This is a genomic window from Microbacterium schleiferi (assembly GCF_038150145.1).
Taxonomy (GTDB): Bacteria; Actinomycetota; Actinomycetes; order Actinomycetales; family Microbacteriaceae; genus Microbacterium; species Microbacterium schleiferi_B.
Genome location: NZ_JBBWSA010000011.1, coordinates 50,171 through 64,105, shown reverse-complemented (window position 1 = coordinate 64,105; position 13,935 = coordinate 50,171). Strand labels below are relative to the sequence as shown.

At 67.1% G+C, this 13,935-nt stretch carries 14 protein-coding genes; 5 read left to right on the top strand and 9 right to left on the bottom strand.

Annotated features, from left to right (window positions below; genetic code table 11):
• Window positions 1–2: 2 nt before the first annotated feature.
• From AADH62_RS12660 to AADH62_RS12635, 6 genes are all read right to left on the bottom strand, one after another.
• Window positions 3–2,594, bottom strand: coding sequence for a penicillin acylase family protein (locus tag AADH62_RS12660; protein ID WP_341579783.1), 2,592 nt, complete (start codon window positions 2,592–2,594; stop codon window positions 3–5).
• A 95-nt stretch (window positions 2,595–2,689) separates the two neighbouring features.
• Window positions 2,690–4,501 carry a YhgE/Pip family protein gene (locus AADH62_RS12655; protein WP_341579782.1) on the bottom strand — a complete coding sequence of 604 codons (1,812 nt, stop codon included), beginning with the start codon at window positions 4,499–4,501 and terminating at the stop codon, window positions 2,690–2,692.
• Window positions 4,498–5,148 (bottom strand): hypothetical protein, encoded by a 651-nt coding sequence (locus AADH62_RS12650; RefSeq protein ID WP_341579781.1) that lies wholly within the window; start codon window positions 5,146–5,148, stop codon window positions 4,498–4,500. Before AADH62_RS12650 ends, AADH62_RS12655 begins: the two co-directional genes overlap by 4 nt.
• Complete coding sequence (locus AADH62_RS12645) at window positions 5,138–5,767, bottom strand: TetR family transcriptional regulator (protein ID WP_341579780.1); 630 nt, start codon at window positions 5,765–5,767, stop codon at window positions 5,138–5,140. The genes AADH62_RS12650 and AADH62_RS12645 overlap by 11 nt, the downstream gene beginning before the upstream one ends.
• Window positions 5,768–5,845: 78 nt before the next feature.
• Complete coding sequence (gene argG / locus AADH62_RS12640; RefSeq protein WP_341579779.1) at window positions 5,846–7,288, bottom strand: argininosuccinate synthase; 1,443 nt, start codon at window positions 7,286–7,288, stop codon at window positions 5,846–5,848.
• Window positions 7,289–7,299: 11 nt separating this feature from the next.
• Window positions 7,300–8,013 (bottom strand): Pr6Pr family membrane protein, encoded by a 714-nt coding sequence (locus tag AADH62_RS12635; protein ID WP_341579778.1) that lies wholly within the window; start codon window positions 8,011–8,013, stop codon window positions 7,300–7,302.
• A gap of 105 nt (window positions 8,014–8,118) precedes the next feature.
• Here AADH62_RS12635 and AADH62_RS12630 point away from each other — a divergent pair, with 105 nt between their 5' ends.
• The 3 genes from AADH62_RS12630 to AADH62_RS12620 all read left to right on the top strand — a co-directional run bounded on the left by AADH62_RS12630 (window position 8,119) and on the right by AADH62_RS12620 (window position 11,349).
• Window positions 8,119–9,405, top strand: a complete 1,287-nt coding sequence (locus AADH62_RS12630) for an adenylosuccinate synthase (protein ID WP_341579777.1) — start codon at window positions 8,119–8,121, stop codon at window positions 9,403–9,405.
• Window positions 9,406–9,416: 11 nt separating this feature from the next.
• Entirely contained in the window at window positions 9,417–10,442 is a 1,026-nt protein-coding gene (locus AADH62_RS12625) for a lactonase family protein (RefSeq protein WP_341579776.1), read from the top strand.
• 70 nt (window positions 10,443–10,512) lie between these two features.
• Window positions 10,513–11,349, top strand: coding sequence for a CPBP family intramembrane glutamic endopeptidase (locus AADH62_RS12620; protein ID WP_341579775.1), 837 nt, complete (start codon window positions 10,513–10,515; stop codon window positions 11,347–11,349).
• Here the strand turns inward: AADH62_RS12620 and AADH62_RS12615 are convergent.
• Together AADH62_RS12615 and AADH62_RS12610 are read right to left on the bottom strand one after the other, a co-directional pair.
• The gene (locus tag AADH62_RS12615) at window positions 11,336–11,566 is read right to left on the bottom strand and encodes a hypothetical protein (protein WP_341579774.1); all 231 of its coding nucleotides are present in this window, start codon (window positions 11,564–11,566) and stop codon (window positions 11,336–11,338) included. The genes AADH62_RS12620 and AADH62_RS12615 overlap by 14 nt on opposite strands.
• Complete coding sequence (locus AADH62_RS12610) at window positions 11,563–11,961, bottom strand: hypothetical protein (RefSeq protein WP_341579773.1); 399 nt, start codon at window positions 11,959–11,961, stop codon at window positions 11,563–11,565. Before AADH62_RS12610 ends, AADH62_RS12615 begins: the two co-directional genes overlap by 4 nt.
• A 268-nt stretch (window positions 11,962–12,229) precedes the next feature.
• On the opposite strand from AADH62_RS12610, the gene AADH62_RS12605 reads away from it, so the two are divergent.
• Both AADH62_RS12605 and AADH62_RS14610 read left to right on the top strand, forming a co-directional pair.
• Complete coding sequence (locus tag AADH62_RS12605) at window positions 12,230–12,454, top strand: hypothetical protein (RefSeq protein ID WP_341579772.1); 225 nt, start codon at window positions 12,230–12,232, stop codon at window positions 12,452–12,454.
• On the top strand, window positions 12,451–12,768 hold the full coding sequence (locus AADH62_RS14610; protein ID WP_425355688.1) for a response regulator transcription factor: 318 nt from the start codon (window positions 12,451–12,453) through the stop codon (window positions 12,766–12,768). The genes AADH62_RS12605 and AADH62_RS14610 overlap by 4 nt, the downstream gene beginning before the upstream one ends.
• Here AADH62_RS14610 and AADH62_RS12600 read toward each other — a convergent pair.
• The gene (locus AADH62_RS12600; protein ID WP_341579771.1) at window positions 12,765–13,928 is read right to left on the bottom strand and encodes an AI-2E family transporter; all 1,164 of its coding nucleotides are present in this window, start codon (window positions 13,926–13,928) and stop codon (window positions 12,765–12,767) included. The two genes, AADH62_RS14610 and AADH62_RS12600, sit on opposite strands and share 4 nt — an antisense overlap.
• Window positions 13,929–13,935 lie beyond the last annotated feature (7 nt).

Genomic DNA, 13,935 nt, shown 5'->3' with positions numbered 1-13,935 from the left:
GCTCAGTTCGCGGGTTCGAGAGTGAGGGTGTGCTCGGTGGCAGCGGTCACAGCATCCCGAGTGAAGGCCCACGGTGTGAGCCCTGCCGCTTGCCACGTTGCTGTCTGGTCGGTGTAGTTCTCATGGAACGCGTGACCGCTCGCGCCGGTCAGGTGGTTCCAGCCTGACGCGTCGAAGTCACTCAGGTCGACGACCATGCGCATCGACGGCACCGCCGTCGTCGCGAAACCCTCACCGAGCGGCCATCCGGTCGCGTTGACCACCGAGGAGCCGCCACCAACCGGGAAGGGGCCGCGGTTGAACAGGGCCTCGATCGGCGCGATACCCGAGGTGCCGAACGTCTCGTGGGTGAGTGTGATCGCGTGCAGGGTGCCCCACCGCCACTGGAGCGGGTTCGATCCCTGCGCCGTCGTGAGGATCTCGGTCGCGCTGCGGGCGCTGGCCTCCAGCATCTCCCGCTGGCCGGATACCCCGATCTCGGTGTTCGTCCACCAGGCAGAGCTCGGGTCAGCGAGCAGGTTCTGCACCACGAGGAACTGCCGTGACTGGGCGGTCAAGGGAACCGGCGTCGATCGACCGCGGGTGAACAGGTTCTGCGCGAGTTCGTCCCACACGACATTCGCGAACGCGGCGGCCGACGAGTCGGCGTCGTTCTGGGCGTCCCACTGACGCAACAGGTCGAGTGCGGCATCCGTCGCCTCGTCGCCGGTCCGAAGGTTCTCGAAGGCGGTGATGAGCGTCTTGCCGATCTCGGACTGGTTGTCTGCCTGGATGCCGCGCATCACCTCGGCGGTGACGGGCCCTTCGGCGATGGCTCGCTGCAGCAGGTCATCGATGCGGGCTGCGCGCCATCCGTAGTCCCAGTCCCGCGTGAGGAAGTAGGGGTAGTTCTGGTCGACGATCGCGTTGTTCGCGGTGACGATGTAACCCTCGTCGGGGTTGTAGGCCACCGGCAGATCCGCGAACGGGATGTAGCCCTGCCAGTCGTAGGCCGAGTCCCACCCGGGCTGGGGCATCGACCCGTCTCCGGCGCCGCGAATCGGAAGTTGCCCCGGTGTCTGGTAGCCGATGTTGCCCGTCACATCCGCGTAGATCAAGTTCTGGGCCGGCACGACGAACTTCTCGGCGGCTGCGCGGAATCCGGTGAAATCGGTGGCGGCGTTCAGCTCGAAGATCGCCGTGGCCGTCGTTCCCGGCTGCAGCGCGGTCCACTGGATGCTGACGGCGCTCTCGCCCTCCGGCTCAGCCGTCGGGGTGACGGTGGCGCCTGCCGTGCCGACCACGGGGTCAGCGGCGATCGCATCGAAGTCCGCCGTCAGGCCCGAGATGATCGGGCCGTGCACCGTCGAGCGGATCGTGAGCTCGACATCCTCGCCACCTGCGACCTTCAGCGTCTCGGTGCGGGTGTCGAGGTCGACGAGCTCACCATCGCGCCAGTACTGCTCGCCGTCGAGCTTCTCGATGTAGAGGTCGACGACATCCGTCGTGAGGTTGGTGAAGCCCCACGCGATCGACGCGTTGTGCCCGATGATGATGCCGGGCACGCCCGAGAAGCTGAAGCCGGCGACATCGAACGGACAGGCGTCGTTCACGACCGCGCAGCGCAGACCCGCCTGATACCAGACGCTCGGCAGCGATGCGCCCAGGTGCGGGTCGTTGGCCAGCAGCGGCATCCCGGTGTCGGTGTAGTCACCCGCCACGACCCACGAGTTCGAACCAATGCCCTCGCCCGCATCGCCGATCAGCTTCGAGACGGCGCTCACGACGTCGGAAACCTCGGTCCAGCGGATACCGGCGGCAGCAGCTTGTGCGGGCTCGGTAGCCGCGGGGACCTCGGTGATCTCGGGGACGATGACCGGGTTCTCGTCGAACGGGTAGGGCGGGTACAGCTCGAGGAGCTGCTCGTCGGTGTAGGAGGTGGCCAGCAGTGCTCGTTCGGTTTCGGTCTCGATGTTCGACCGGAGGTCCCAGGCCATCGCCTTCAGCCAGGCCACCGAGTCGGCGGGGGTCCACGGCTCGATCTCATAGTCCGCGTTCTGCAGGCCGAGGACCGCGTACTCCAGCGAGATGTCTGCCCCGTCGCGGTCGGCGAGATACGCGTTCACCCCGTCGGCGTACGCCTGGTAATACGAGAGGGTCGTCTCATCCAGCGCCGCCACTTCCTGCTCGGCGATCTCACGCCAGCCGAGGGTGCGCAGGAACGCATCGGTGCCGACCTGCGACTGACCGAACAGCTCTGCGAGCCGACCGCTGGTGACGTGGCGACGGAAGTCCATCTCCCAGAAACGGTCCTGGGCGTGCACGTACCCTTGCGCGAAGAAGAGGTCATCGGTGGAGCTTGCCGTGATCGTCGGGATGCCGAGTTGGGAGCGTTGCACGGTGACGGTGCCCGACAGCCCATCCAGGGCGACCGTTCCCTCGGTCTCGGGAAACGAGCGATTCACGAACCACACGCCGACTCCCGCGGCAACCAACGCGAGCACGACGATCCCCACGAGCACGCTGTAGGCGATGAGGCCGATGCGGCGGCCGAGGCGCGGGCGGGTCGGCGCCTCGGGGGCGTCGCCGACAACGGCGGGTACGGTCTTCGACATTGAAGCCTCTCGGGTGAGCCGGGCGGACACGGGGTCGCAGTCGACCTGGGATCCCGTGTCAGGTGGTCATCCTAGCTCGCGCCGCCGCATTCGAGTCAGCCGATGAGGCTCGGCTGGAGGTCGCGCAGCGTCCTCCCGTGGGTCATTCGAGCGACTCCGATCGCCGCGAACGCCAACGCACCGACCAACCACAGGCTCAGGATGCCGAGGTCGGTGCCCACACGCGCGAGGTCTCCGCCGTACATGAGTTGACGCATCCCGTCGACGACGTAGCCCATCGGCAGGATGTGATGCAGCCAGGTCAGCGGTTCGGGCAGCGTCTGCCAGGGGAAGGTTCCGCCTGCGGTCACGAGCTGCAGCACCATGAGGACGAGCCCGAGGAACTGTCCGACCGATCCGAGCCAGACGTTCAGGGCCAGGATGATCGCGGCGTAGGTCAAGGAAGCGAACACCATCACGCCGAGCGTCGCCAGCGGGTGCGTGAACGCGAAGCCGAGGGCTGCGGCGAGAATGCCGAACAGTGCGAGCATCTGCAGTCCGCCGAGCAGGCCCGGGGTGAGCCATCCGGCGAGGGTGACCCGCACTGGAGAGTGCAAGGCTGTCACGGCGCGACGCGAGATGGGCTTCACGATCAGGAAGAGCGCATAGATGCCGATCCATCCGGCAAGGGCCGCGAAAAACGGGGCCAGGCCCGCACCGTAGTCCCCCGCCGATGCGACCTTGCCGGTCTCCACCGCGACCGGATCCGAGATCGTCTGCGCTTGCGCCTCCCGAAGCGCAGCATCCGAATCGGGAATCTGCGCGACGCCCGACGCAAGGCCGTCGCGCAGCGTCGCCGCGCCCTCGTCGAGCTGGGTCAGGCCGCCGGCCAGAGTCTGGGACGCGGCATCCAGCTGCACCCCGCCGCTGGCGGCATCCTGAAGCCCGCCGGAGAGCTGCTGCGCACCGGCAGCCACCTGCGCGGCGCCTGCTGCGAGAGCATCAACGGATGACACCGCGCTCTGTACCTGCGCGTTGGCGTTTTGGACAGCCCCGGCAAGTGGGTCAAGGCGAGCGAGGACGGCGTCGATCTCGGCAGGGGTGAGGCCTTCGGCGGTGAGCGCGTCGATGATGTCCTGGCGAACCGCCGGGAGCTCGTTGACGGCCTGTTGGCTGGCGGAGCTGGCTCGATCGGCGTACCCCGCCAGCGTCGCGGTTCCCTGGGAGACCTGGGCTGCACCATCAGCCAGGCCCGGGGCGGCGTCCGCGAGTTGTGTGAGGCCGGACGAGAGCTGGGCAGCCCCGTCGGCCAGGCGCGCCGACCCGTCGGATGCCTGCGCCGCGCCCGAGGACAGTTCGGTGGCGCCGGTGACGGCATCCTGCAGGTTCGAGCGGATGTCGGCGATTCCCGAAAGCAAGCGCGACGCTGCCTCTTGTCCGACGAGTTGCGCCACTGACGCACGAATCTTCTCGATCGCCTGGTCGCCGATCGTGGAGGCGAGGTAGTTGTTGGCGTCGTTGGTCTCGAGTTCCAAGCGGGCCTGGTGCGGATTGCTGCCGGAAGTTGACACCAGTGCCGTCGAGAAGTCGGCCGGGATCGTCACGATGAAGTCCACGGATCCGTCGGTGAGAGCCTGTTCGGCAGCACCGGCGTCGAGCGACTGCCAGTCGAAGCTGCCGTCACGGAGGAGATTGTCGGCGACCTCATCGCCGCAGTTCACGCTCGCGCCGTCGTTCTGAGCTCCCGTATCGAGATTCACGAGCGCAACCGGCACCTCGCTGAGTCGGCCGTAGGGGTCTTGATTGGCCCACAGGTAGACGCCTCCGTAGAGCACGGGCACCAGCATGAGCGCCACGAGGGCGAGGATCGACATGCGTGTCGCGGTCAGTCGCCGAAGCTCCGCCGCGATCATGGCGGGAACCTTCATGATTGATCCTCCTCGGAGAGCGCGCTCTCGTCCGGTGGGCCGAGCTCGGCACGCGGAGCGATGTCAGCGAGTACGGCTCCCGACGCCGCTCCCGCGATCACCAGAATGCTCGTACCGCGGTCGGCGAAGTCGACGGCGATCTGCCACCATCGCTCCGGATGGCCGCCGTGGCGATCTGGCGAGACGACGACGAGACCTTCGACGCCGGGCCGCAGGATCGCGAGTTCCATCAGCAGCCGGAGCCGATCGGCAGGCGCGACATCGGCGATCGGCAAGCGGGACAGACCCGCGGCGTCGTGTGTCACGAGCCACTGCTTCACTGCTCGAGGAGAGGCAGGCTGACCCGCGAACATGAGTTCCTCCGCGACGATGCCCCATACGGTGACGTTGGGCGCGGGATCGCTGACATCCGGCGCGTCGACGAGCGCGACTCGTCGGCGCAGCGCGCCACGGTCCGAAACCCCGTCGATCCGGACAGTGCCGGTGTCGGGTGTCATCCTGCCCGCCGCGATGAGACCGAGAACGGTGGGGCGCTGTTCGGTTTCGGCGATGGCGAGTCGGGCGACACTGTTGCCGTAGCTCAGACTCATGTGCGGCAGTGCAATCCCGCGGCGGCCCTTGCTGACGTCGGAGAGTTCAACGTGCACCGGATGCCTCCTTCGTGGGCGCGTTCGCGAGTCGAGCCTCGACGTCCTGCCAAGACAACCCGGCGATGCTGAGCACGGCGCGCACCGGCAGGTGAGCGGTGACCTCGGCATCCTGCTGGTCCCAGCGGACGATGAGGGTGCGTGCGGTCTCTTCGATCAGGCGCGTGAGGGTGGCGGCGCTGATGTCCCGCCGGATCTGTCCGGTGCGCTGGCCGTCCTCGACGATTGCTGTGAGACGCGCGCGCAGGGGCGCGAGGGATGCGGCAGTCAGTGACAGGTAGCGCTCCTCGAGGGCGATCGCCGCGGAGGCGTGCACCAGGGAGGCTTCGTGCCACAGTCGCGTGGTCAGCTCGGTCAACTCGTCCAACGGCTCTGCAGCGGCAACGCCGTTCGCTATCGCGTTGAACCGTTCCGCACCGCGTTCGATGACTGCACGGACGAGTGTGTCGCGGTCGGAGAAGTGTCCGTAGAGTGCGCGGCGGGTCAGTCCTGCTGCCTGAGCGATCGTGGCCAGCGATGCGCGAGGGTCGCGGGCGATCTCACGTTGTGCGCAGGCGAGGAGCTCGTCGCGGTTGCGCACGGCGTCCCGGCGAAGGGCGTGCGCGGCGGTGTGGGCCATGCACCAATCATCGCAGAAAGTGCACACTGGTGTGCACTTTCGCCAGCGGATGCTCAGGCACCGCCGGCGCTGCACCCCTCAGTCGGCGCCGAAGTCGAACGCGGCGGCTTCGCCCGCGGCATCCGTCGCCTCGGCCAGCTCCTCGCGGTCGTGGTCGTAGGGTGCTGCGTGCTCGGTGATCTCTTCGGCCTCGCCGCGCTTGAGGGCACCGATCAGCTCACCGGTCGGCCCGCCCAGCAGACCCATGCTCGCGTACTGCTCGAGTCGCGTGCGGGAATCGGCGATGTCGAGGTTTCGCATCGTGAGCTGGCCGATTCGATCCACCGGCCCGAAGGCTGCGTCGCCGACGCGCTCCATCGAGAGCTTCTCGGGACCGTAGGACATGACCGGCGCGGTGGTGTCGAGAACGGTGTAGTCCTCGCCGCGACGCAGCCGCAGCGTGACGGTCCCCGTGATCGTGGAACCGACCCACTTCTGGATCGACTCACGCAGCATGATCGACTGCGGCTCGAGCCAGCGGCCCTCGTACATGAGCCTGCCGAGGCGGCGCCCCTGCTCGTGGTAGGTCGCGAGTGTGTCTTCATTGAGAATCGCGTTGACGAGGCGCTCGTAGGCGATGAACAGCAGCGCCATTCCCGGAGCCTCATAGATTCCGCGGGACTTCGCTTCGATGATGCGGTTCTCGATCTGGTCGCTCATCCCGAGGCCATGTCGACCGCCGATGCGGTTGGCCTCGAACACCAGGTCGACCGGGTCGGAGTACTCGGTGCCGTTGAGAGCGACCGGGCGACCCGCCTCAAAAGTGACGGTGACATCCTCGGTCACGATCTCGACCTCGGGGTCCCAGAAGCGCACCCCCATGATCGGGTCAACGGTCTCGAGCGACACGTCGAGGTGCTCCAGGGTCTTGGCTTCGTGCGTCGCGCCCCAGATGTTGGCATCCGTCGAGTACGCCTTCTCGGCAGAGTCGCGGTACGGGAAGCCGTGCGCGACGAGCCACTCGCTCATCTCTTTGCGGCCACCGAGTTCGCGCACGAACTCGGCATCCAGCCACGGCTTGTAGATGCGCAGCGCGGGGTTGGCGAGCAGGCCGTAGCGGTAGAACCGCTCGATGTCGTTGCCTTTGTAGGTGGAGCCGTCGCCCCAGATGTCGACGCCGTCCTCTTTCATCGCGCGAACGAGGAGCGTTCCCGTGACGGCGCGACCCAGCGGCGTCGTGTTGAAGTACGTGCGGCCGCCCGAGCGGATGTGGAACGCGCCGCACGAGAGGGCCGCGAAGCCCTCTTCGACGAGCGCGGTCTTGCAGTCGACAAGGCGCGAAACTTCCGCACCGTAGGTCAGCGCACGGCCCGGAATGGCGGCGATGTCATCTTCGTCGGGCTGCCCCAGATCCCCGGTGTAGGTGCAGGGCACCGCACCCTTGTCGCGCATCCACGCGACGGCAACGGAGGTGTCCAGACCCCCCGAGAAGGCGATGCCGATGCGCTCGCCGATGGGCAGGGACTGGAGGACCTTCGACATGGAACCTCAGTCTACTGAGCAGCGCCGCCTGCCTCCGCGGGGTCGGCAGCCCGCCGACGACCCACCCAGATCACCCCGGCTGCCAGCAGCAGGATGCCTGCGGCGATCCCGACGACATAGAGTGCGACGCCGCCGTAGCCCCACGGCTGGACGTTGGGGTTCAGGAACGGGTAGGGGTACCACCACGGATTGCCGGTGCGGAAGTCGGTGACCAGCGGCCCGCGCACCAGCGTGTAGATCACCCACACGATCGGGAACGCGATGATCGTCCACAGCGCACGCCAGGGAAGGCGCCGCCGCAGCGGACCGAGCAGAACGTCGAGCAGGATGAACAGGGGAGCCCAGACGTGCAGGATCTCGTTCGACCACGGAACTGTCGATCCCTGGGGTAGCGGGATGTTTCGCAGCAGCGCGTTGTAGACGATCCCGGTGATCAGCATGTAGGTCGACACTGCAGCAAGCAGCGTGGCAAACCACGCGGGGTCGACGCGGTCACCCCGCCAGATCAGGATCGCCCCGATCGTCAGAGCCACCGCCGCGCCGACGTTGGAGAGGATCGTGAAGAAGCTGAAGAAGTCGACAGCGGTCAGCCCGAGTGGCCAACCGTTGCTGGCCGAGATGCTCAGCGTGCGCACCAACTGACCGACGATCGCCGCCACACCCGCGATGGCGGCGAGCAGCCGCAGCGTCGCCCAGGTGGTGGCCCAGGCCCGAGATCTCAGCATGCGCTCACGATATCCAGCGCGACCACGAAAGCCGTCTCGGGCCGCGATGCGACGCGCCGATAGACTCGAGACCTACCAGCTCACGTCACCCCGGGGGAATTCGTCATGCCAGGCATCGTGATCATCGGAGTGCAGTGGGGCGACGAAGGCAAGGGCAAAGCCACCGACCTGCTCGGTGAACGCACCGACTGGGTCGTCAAGTTCAACGGCGGCAACAACGCGGGCCACACCGTCGTGATCGGCGATGAGAAGTATGCCCTGCACTTGCTGCCCTCCGGCATCCTCTCGCCCGGCGTCAACGCCGTCATCGGGAACGGTGTCGTCGTCGACCTCGAGGTCCTCTTCGGTGAGCTCGAGGCGCTGCGCGCTCGCGGGATCGACACGTCGAGGTTGAAGATCAGCTCGGCTGCGCACGTCATCACGCAGTATCACCGCACGCTCGACAAGGTCACCGAGCGCTTCCTCGGCAAGCGCCAGATCGGAACGACCGGCCGCGGCATCGGGCCGGCTTACGCCGACAAGATCAACCGTGTCGGCATCCGGATGCAGGATCTGTTCGACGAGAAGATCCTGCGGCAGAAGGTCGAGGGTGCCCTCGAGCAGAAGAACCACCTGCTCGTGAAGGTCTACAACCGCCGCGCGATCGAGGTCGACGAAATCGTCGAGGATCTGCTCTCGTACACCGAACGACTTCGCCCGATGGTGACCGACACCTCGCTCCTGCTCAACGACGCGCTCGACAGGGGGGAACTCGTCGTGTTCGAGGGCGGTCAGGCGACCATGCTCGACGTCGACCACGGCACGTACCCGTTCGTGACGTCGTCGTCGGCGACCGCGGGCGGCGCGGCAACCGGATCCGGGGTCGGCCCCAACCGGCTAGACCGCATTGTCGGCATCGTGAAGGCGTACACGACCCGTGTGGGCTCAGGCCCTTTCCCCACCGAGCTCTTCGACGAGCAGGGCGAATGGATTCGGCAGCGGGGCTTCGAGTTCGGGACCACGACGGGTCGTCCGCGGCGGGTCGGCTGGTACGACGCGCCCATCACGCGGTACGCCACGCGCATCAACGGCATCACCGACCTCGTGCTCACCAAACTCGACATCCTGACCGGCCTCGAGCAGATCCCGGTGTGCGTCGCGTATGACGTCGACGGGACGCGATTCGACGACATTCCCGACAATCAGTCGGACTTCCACCACGCACGCCCGATCCTGGAGTACTTGCCCGGCTGGAGCGAGGACATCTCCGGGGCGCGCACGTTCGAGGATCTTCCGCTGGAAGCTCAGGACTACGTGCTCGCGCTCGAGGAGATGAGCGGCACGCGCATCTCGGTGATCGGTGTCGGACCTGGTCGCGATGCGGTCATCGTCCGCCACGACCTGGTCGACTGAGGCCCGCGCGCATGCGTTTACTCGTCGGCGGCTACACGGCCGATATGGACGGCACTGCCGACGGGATCGGTCTGCTCACCGCTGGGGACGCTGACTCGACGAGTGCCGGCGCCCTCAGCTGGCGGGGAACCCTGGCCGCCGCTCCCTCTCCGTCGTGGGTGGCGAAGCATCCGACGCTGGATGTGGTCTACGCGACACTCGAGGGCGCGGGTGCTGTCCAGGCGTTCCGGGAGCAGGGGCCAGACCAGTGGGTCGCGTTCGGGCAGCCGAGCCCCGTCGGTGCGGCGCCGTGTCACATCCTCGCTGGCCGCGAGCGGCTCTTTGTGACCTGCTGGGGCGACGGACAGGTGGTGCAGCTCGAGTTGGACGCCGACGGCGGCATCCGTGGTTCCGTCACGGCGGATGCCGCATCCGATCCCTACGCCGGCTACGACCCCGAGCCGCGAGTCTCGCACGCCCACCAGTCCATCGTCGTGGCTCCGGGTGTTGTCGCCACGACGGACATGGGGTTCGACCTCGTGAGGTTCTGGCGCACCGGTTCGCGCGCGCCGCGACTCATACAGGAGGTGACGCTGCCCCGAGGATCCGGGCCGCGGCACGGGCTCCTGCATCCCAGCGGCCACCTGTACATCGTCGCGGAGCTCTCGTGTGAGCTGTTCGCGCTGGCGCCGGACGACGCTGGAGTATGGCACGTCGTGGGCGGCACACCGCTGGGCGCCGGGACGCTCGACGGTGACACGGCAGCGGAACTGACGCAATCGTCCGACGGCGCACTCCTCTACGCCGGTGTGCGAGGAAGCAACACGATAGCCGTGATGCGGGTCGCCGGCGAGGGCGAGGCGACTGCACCGCTTGCGCTCGTGGAGGCCGAGGTCGACTGGCCGCGGCACCACCTCGTCGTCGGTGACGGATTGCTCGTCGCGGGTCAGCGATCGAGCGATGTCGCAGTACTACCGCTCGATGCTCGCGGCATCCCGGGCCGGACTACGACAAGGACCGAGGTCCCTTCACCGACCTGCCTCCTGCGCTTACCGTGACAATCGTCGCAGCGGTCTGACTCCGAGCTCGCCCCCGGCGAGCGGTCACCGGCGACGCGCGGAGGTCGTGATGCCGTCTGCCGTCGACAGCGCCGTAGCCGGGCGCCGGGGAAGCGTCGTCGTCTATCTGATGGTCGCGTTCGGGGTCACCTGGCTGGTGTGGGCGCCCCTGGCGGTTGCGGCGCTGGGCGCGACCGAACTGCCCCCGGTTCCCCTCGTCTTCTTCGCCGGCTCCTTCGGGCCGCTCGCTGGGGCGGTCGTTGCGAGCCTTTTCAGCGGCGGATGGCGCGGGGTGCGAGCCTGGGCGAACCGAACATTCTCCGTGCGATTCCGCCGGGTCTGGTGGTGGTGGGCCGTCGGGATGCCCGTGGCGTACTTTCTCGTCGGCTACCTCACCGCGGCGATCGTCGCGGGCGGCTGGCCCGATATGACACAGTTCGGCCTGACCGAGAAGCTTCCGGGGTGGAACGTGGCAGCCGTGGCCGTCGTATGGATCCTCACCTTTGGGCTCGGGGAGGAAGCGGGATGGCGGGGCTGGTTGCTACCGCACCTCGCGGAGCGCTTCTCCACGTTCTGGGCGGCGCTCATCGTTGCGGGTGTCTGGATCGTATGGCACGCCCCGGCCTTCATCTTCAACCCGACCTATCGCGAGATGGGCCCCGGAATCATCGGATGGATGCTTGCCCTCATCACGGGCTCGTACCTTCTCGCATGGATGGGGCGCGGCGCCGGATGGAGCATCGTCCCCGTGCTGATCTGGCACGGGGGATTCGACCTTCTCACGGCATCCGACCAAGCTGCCGGGACGATTGCGGCCACCATCAGCGCGATCGTCATGGTTCAGGGTGTCATCGCTGCAGGCATCCTGTGGCGCGATCGTAGACGCGAGCGCCTTAGTTCGGCGTAACCGTGTCCAGCATCGGGCCTGTAGCAGGCAGACCGAGCGACACAACACGTTCGCGGGGCTGCGGCGGCGAATGGTCTTGGGTGAGCGCGGCGCCGGCCAGGGCGATGGCGATGGTTGCGAGCAGACCGACCAGCAGATAGTGCCACCACCGTGGCCCAGCGGGCGGTGGAGCAGGGCGACGAGCGCTCGGGTGCTTGCTCGTAGGGGCGTGTCTCATGCGGCGCTCTCCTCCGGTTCGGGCGGGGTGATAGCGGGTAGGGGAACGCGCATCGGCGGCGAGATGTGGATCTCGCGGATTCGCCCGCGTGCGGTCAGCACCGCAAGGGGCGTCCAGACCGTCACCTCGTCGTGAAAGCTTGTGGCCCGCCACTCCGCCCACGCGAGGAGGTGGTCGGGCTCGGCGTCGTGGGTCGAGATGAGTCGGAGCGTGGATGAGCGGTGCAGCACCACCATCTCGAACCAGCGGGCGAGGTTGCCCTTGCCGAGATAGGTGTGCTGCGGCTCGACGAGAATGCACTCCTCTTCCAGCTCACTCAGAAAGCCGGAAAGGTCAGCAGCGCTAATGGCCCGGATCCATCCGGCCACGACAGAGGCAGCAGAACTGCGGGTCACGGGCCTTCCCCAGACGACACACCGGACGCGAGCTCCGATACGCCCACGTTTCCCCCCGCCGCGCTTCGACCGGGTGGACGACGAGATCCCCGCGCCCTGGGCTCGGGCGCTTCGGGAGGAGCGGGGGCCTGGCCGAGGCGATGATGCTCGTCGAGCGCTTCGACGACCACGATCCCGAGATGGATGGCCCGAGGTCGAAGCTTCGGATGATCTCTGGCCCATCACCGCCCTCCTTCGAGCCAGGCACGCTCTGCTTGAACGGAGCCCCATGCGGGCGCCCGAGATCGTCGAGTTCGCCGAGATGACCCACCAGGGCTGGAACAGTCTGTTCGGGCGCGATGTGGTGGCCGCAATGAAGGCCCATGCGCTGCTGCAGCTCTCGGAACCCGAGCGGGCGCGAGCGGTACTGACCCAGGCGCCACAGGGGCCCCTCGTCGCTCTCGCGACAGCGCACCTGAACATGTCAGTGGGGCCAGCCAGACGCTGCGCGTGAACTCGCGACCGCCGTCCTTGATCGCTCGACGAGCAGCCTTGCGGAGCGTGCTGAGGCGCTGCTGGTGCGCATCTGGGCAGACGCGGTGCTCGGCCGTGTGCCGACTGCGAGGGAGGGCGGCATCGTGGGCCACATGGTTGTCGCTGCGGGTCTTGTCCGACGTGGCCAAATCACTGTCGGTATCGCCGAGCACCATCAAGACCCAGCTATCGGCGATCTACCGCAAGCTCGGCGTGAGCTCGCGTCATCACGCGATTCCCGCGGCCTATCGCCTTGGCCTCCTAGAGCGGGGCAGTACCACCCGCACGGTCTAGAGCTTCGCGTCCTGACGGGGAATCACGACCTGCTTGATGATCAGCAGGATCGATGCAGTGATCGGGATAGCGACGAGCGCGCCGAGCAGTCCCAGCAGGGTGCCTCCGACAAGCGCGCCGATCACGACGAGAGAACCGGGAACCGAGATCGCACGGTTCATGACCCGGGGAGTCAGAACGTATGCCTCGAGCTGCATGTAGACCAGGTAGAGCGCCGCGAAGATCAGCGCAGCAACCGGGTCGGTGAACAGCGCGATGATCGTCGCGATACCCCAGTAGAGCACGGGGCCGATCAGAGGGATCAGGGTGATGCAGAACGCGATGACCGCCATCAGCGCGGGGAACGGCAACCCGAGGAAGAGGTGAAGGAAGAAGGCCACGACAGAGTTGAAGAACGCGAGGATGACCATCCCCATGAGGTAGCCGCCGATGCCGTCAGTGATCTGCTCGGTCATCGCCGTCACCTTCGCGCGGGACTTCGCCGGGGTCAGGCGCACAAAGCTTGCCTTGATCGTGTTCAGCGAGGCGAGGAAGTAGAGGCTGAGGACGATCACGATGATGATGCCCGAAATCGCCGTCGCGATTCCCGCACCGACAGCCAGCACGCCGCCCGTGATCGATGCGATGTTCGCAGGATTGAGGATGAACGTTTCGACATCCTTGAGGATGCTGCCGATCTGGTCGCCGAAGTTCGTCTGAAGCCACGCGAAAGCGTCCGACTTTTCGAAGTCATTGATCATCGAGGGGATGTCGCGGATGAACTGCGCGATCTGGGCGACCACCGTCGGCATGATGAGCAGGATGACGCCGGCGATGACGAGCAGGAAGCCCACGTAGACGATCACCATTCCCCAGACACGCCCAACGCCCTTGCGTTCGAGAGCGCGCACGATGGGGTCGAGTCCGAGTGCGGCGAAGAGAGCGAAGCTGATGTAGATGATGACCGTGGCGAGGTTCGACACGGCAAGCCCGAGCAGAAGGGCAGCCAGCGCTCCCAGAGTGACGGCAAACCCAACCGCGAACGGCTGATTCAGGCCGACCCAGAACGACCGCCGTTGCGGCGCTGGGGTGATGGCGTCGTCGGTGGGTGCGGCGGCCGCCGCGGCGGTCTCTCCGTCGGGCGCCACCGAGGATGACGGGGTCGGGCTCTCGTCGCTCATGGTCACA

What these genes read in the sequence shown, in the direction of transcription:
- AADH62_RS12660 (WP_341579783.1), bottom strand. Translation starts at nt 2,594, where the DNA reads ATGTCGAAGACCGTACCCGCCGTTGTCGGCGACGCCCCCGAGGCGCCG.
- AADH62_RS12655 (WP_341579782.1), bottom strand. Translation starts at nt 4,501, where the DNA reads ATGAAGGTTCCCGCCATGATCGCGGCGGAGCTTCGGCGACTGACCGCG.
- AADH62_RS12645 (WP_341579780.1), bottom strand. Translation starts at nt 5,767, where the DNA reads ATGGCCCACACCGCCGCGCACGCCCTTCGCCGGGACGCCGTGCGCAAC.
- argG (WP_341579779.1), bottom strand. Translation starts at nt 7,288, where the DNA reads ATGTCGAAGGTCCTCCAGTCCCTGCCCATCGGCGAGCGCATCGGCATC.
- AADH62_RS12635 (WP_341579778.1), bottom strand. Translation starts at nt 8,013, where the DNA reads ATGCTGAGATCTCGGGCCTGGGCCACCACCTGGGCGACGCTGCGGCTG.
- AADH62_RS12630 (WP_341579777.1), top strand. Translation starts at nt 8,119, where the DNA reads ATGCCAGGCATCGTGATCATCGGAGTGCAGTGGGGCGACGAAGGCAAG.
- AADH62_RS12625 (WP_341579776.1), top strand. Translation starts at nt 9,417, where the DNA reads ATGCGTTTACTCGTCGGCGGCTACACGGCCGATATGGACGGCACTGCC.
- AADH62_RS12620 (WP_341579775.1), top strand. Translation starts at nt 10,513, where the DNA reads ATGCCGTCTGCCGTCGACAGCGCCGTAGCCGGGCGCCGGGGAAGCGTC.
- AADH62_RS12615 (WP_341579774.1), bottom strand. Translation starts at nt 11,566, where the DNA reads ATGAGACACGCCCCTACGAGCAAGCACCCGAGCGCTCGTCGCCCTGCT.
- AADH62_RS12605 (WP_341579772.1), top strand. Translation starts at nt 12,230, where the DNA reads ATGCGGGCGCCCGAGATCGTCGAGTTCGCCGAGATGACCCACCAGGGC.
- AADH62_RS12600 (WP_341579771.1), bottom strand. Translation starts at nt 13,928, where the DNA reads ATGAGCGACGAGAGCCCGACCCCGTCATCCTCGGTGGCGCCCGACGGA.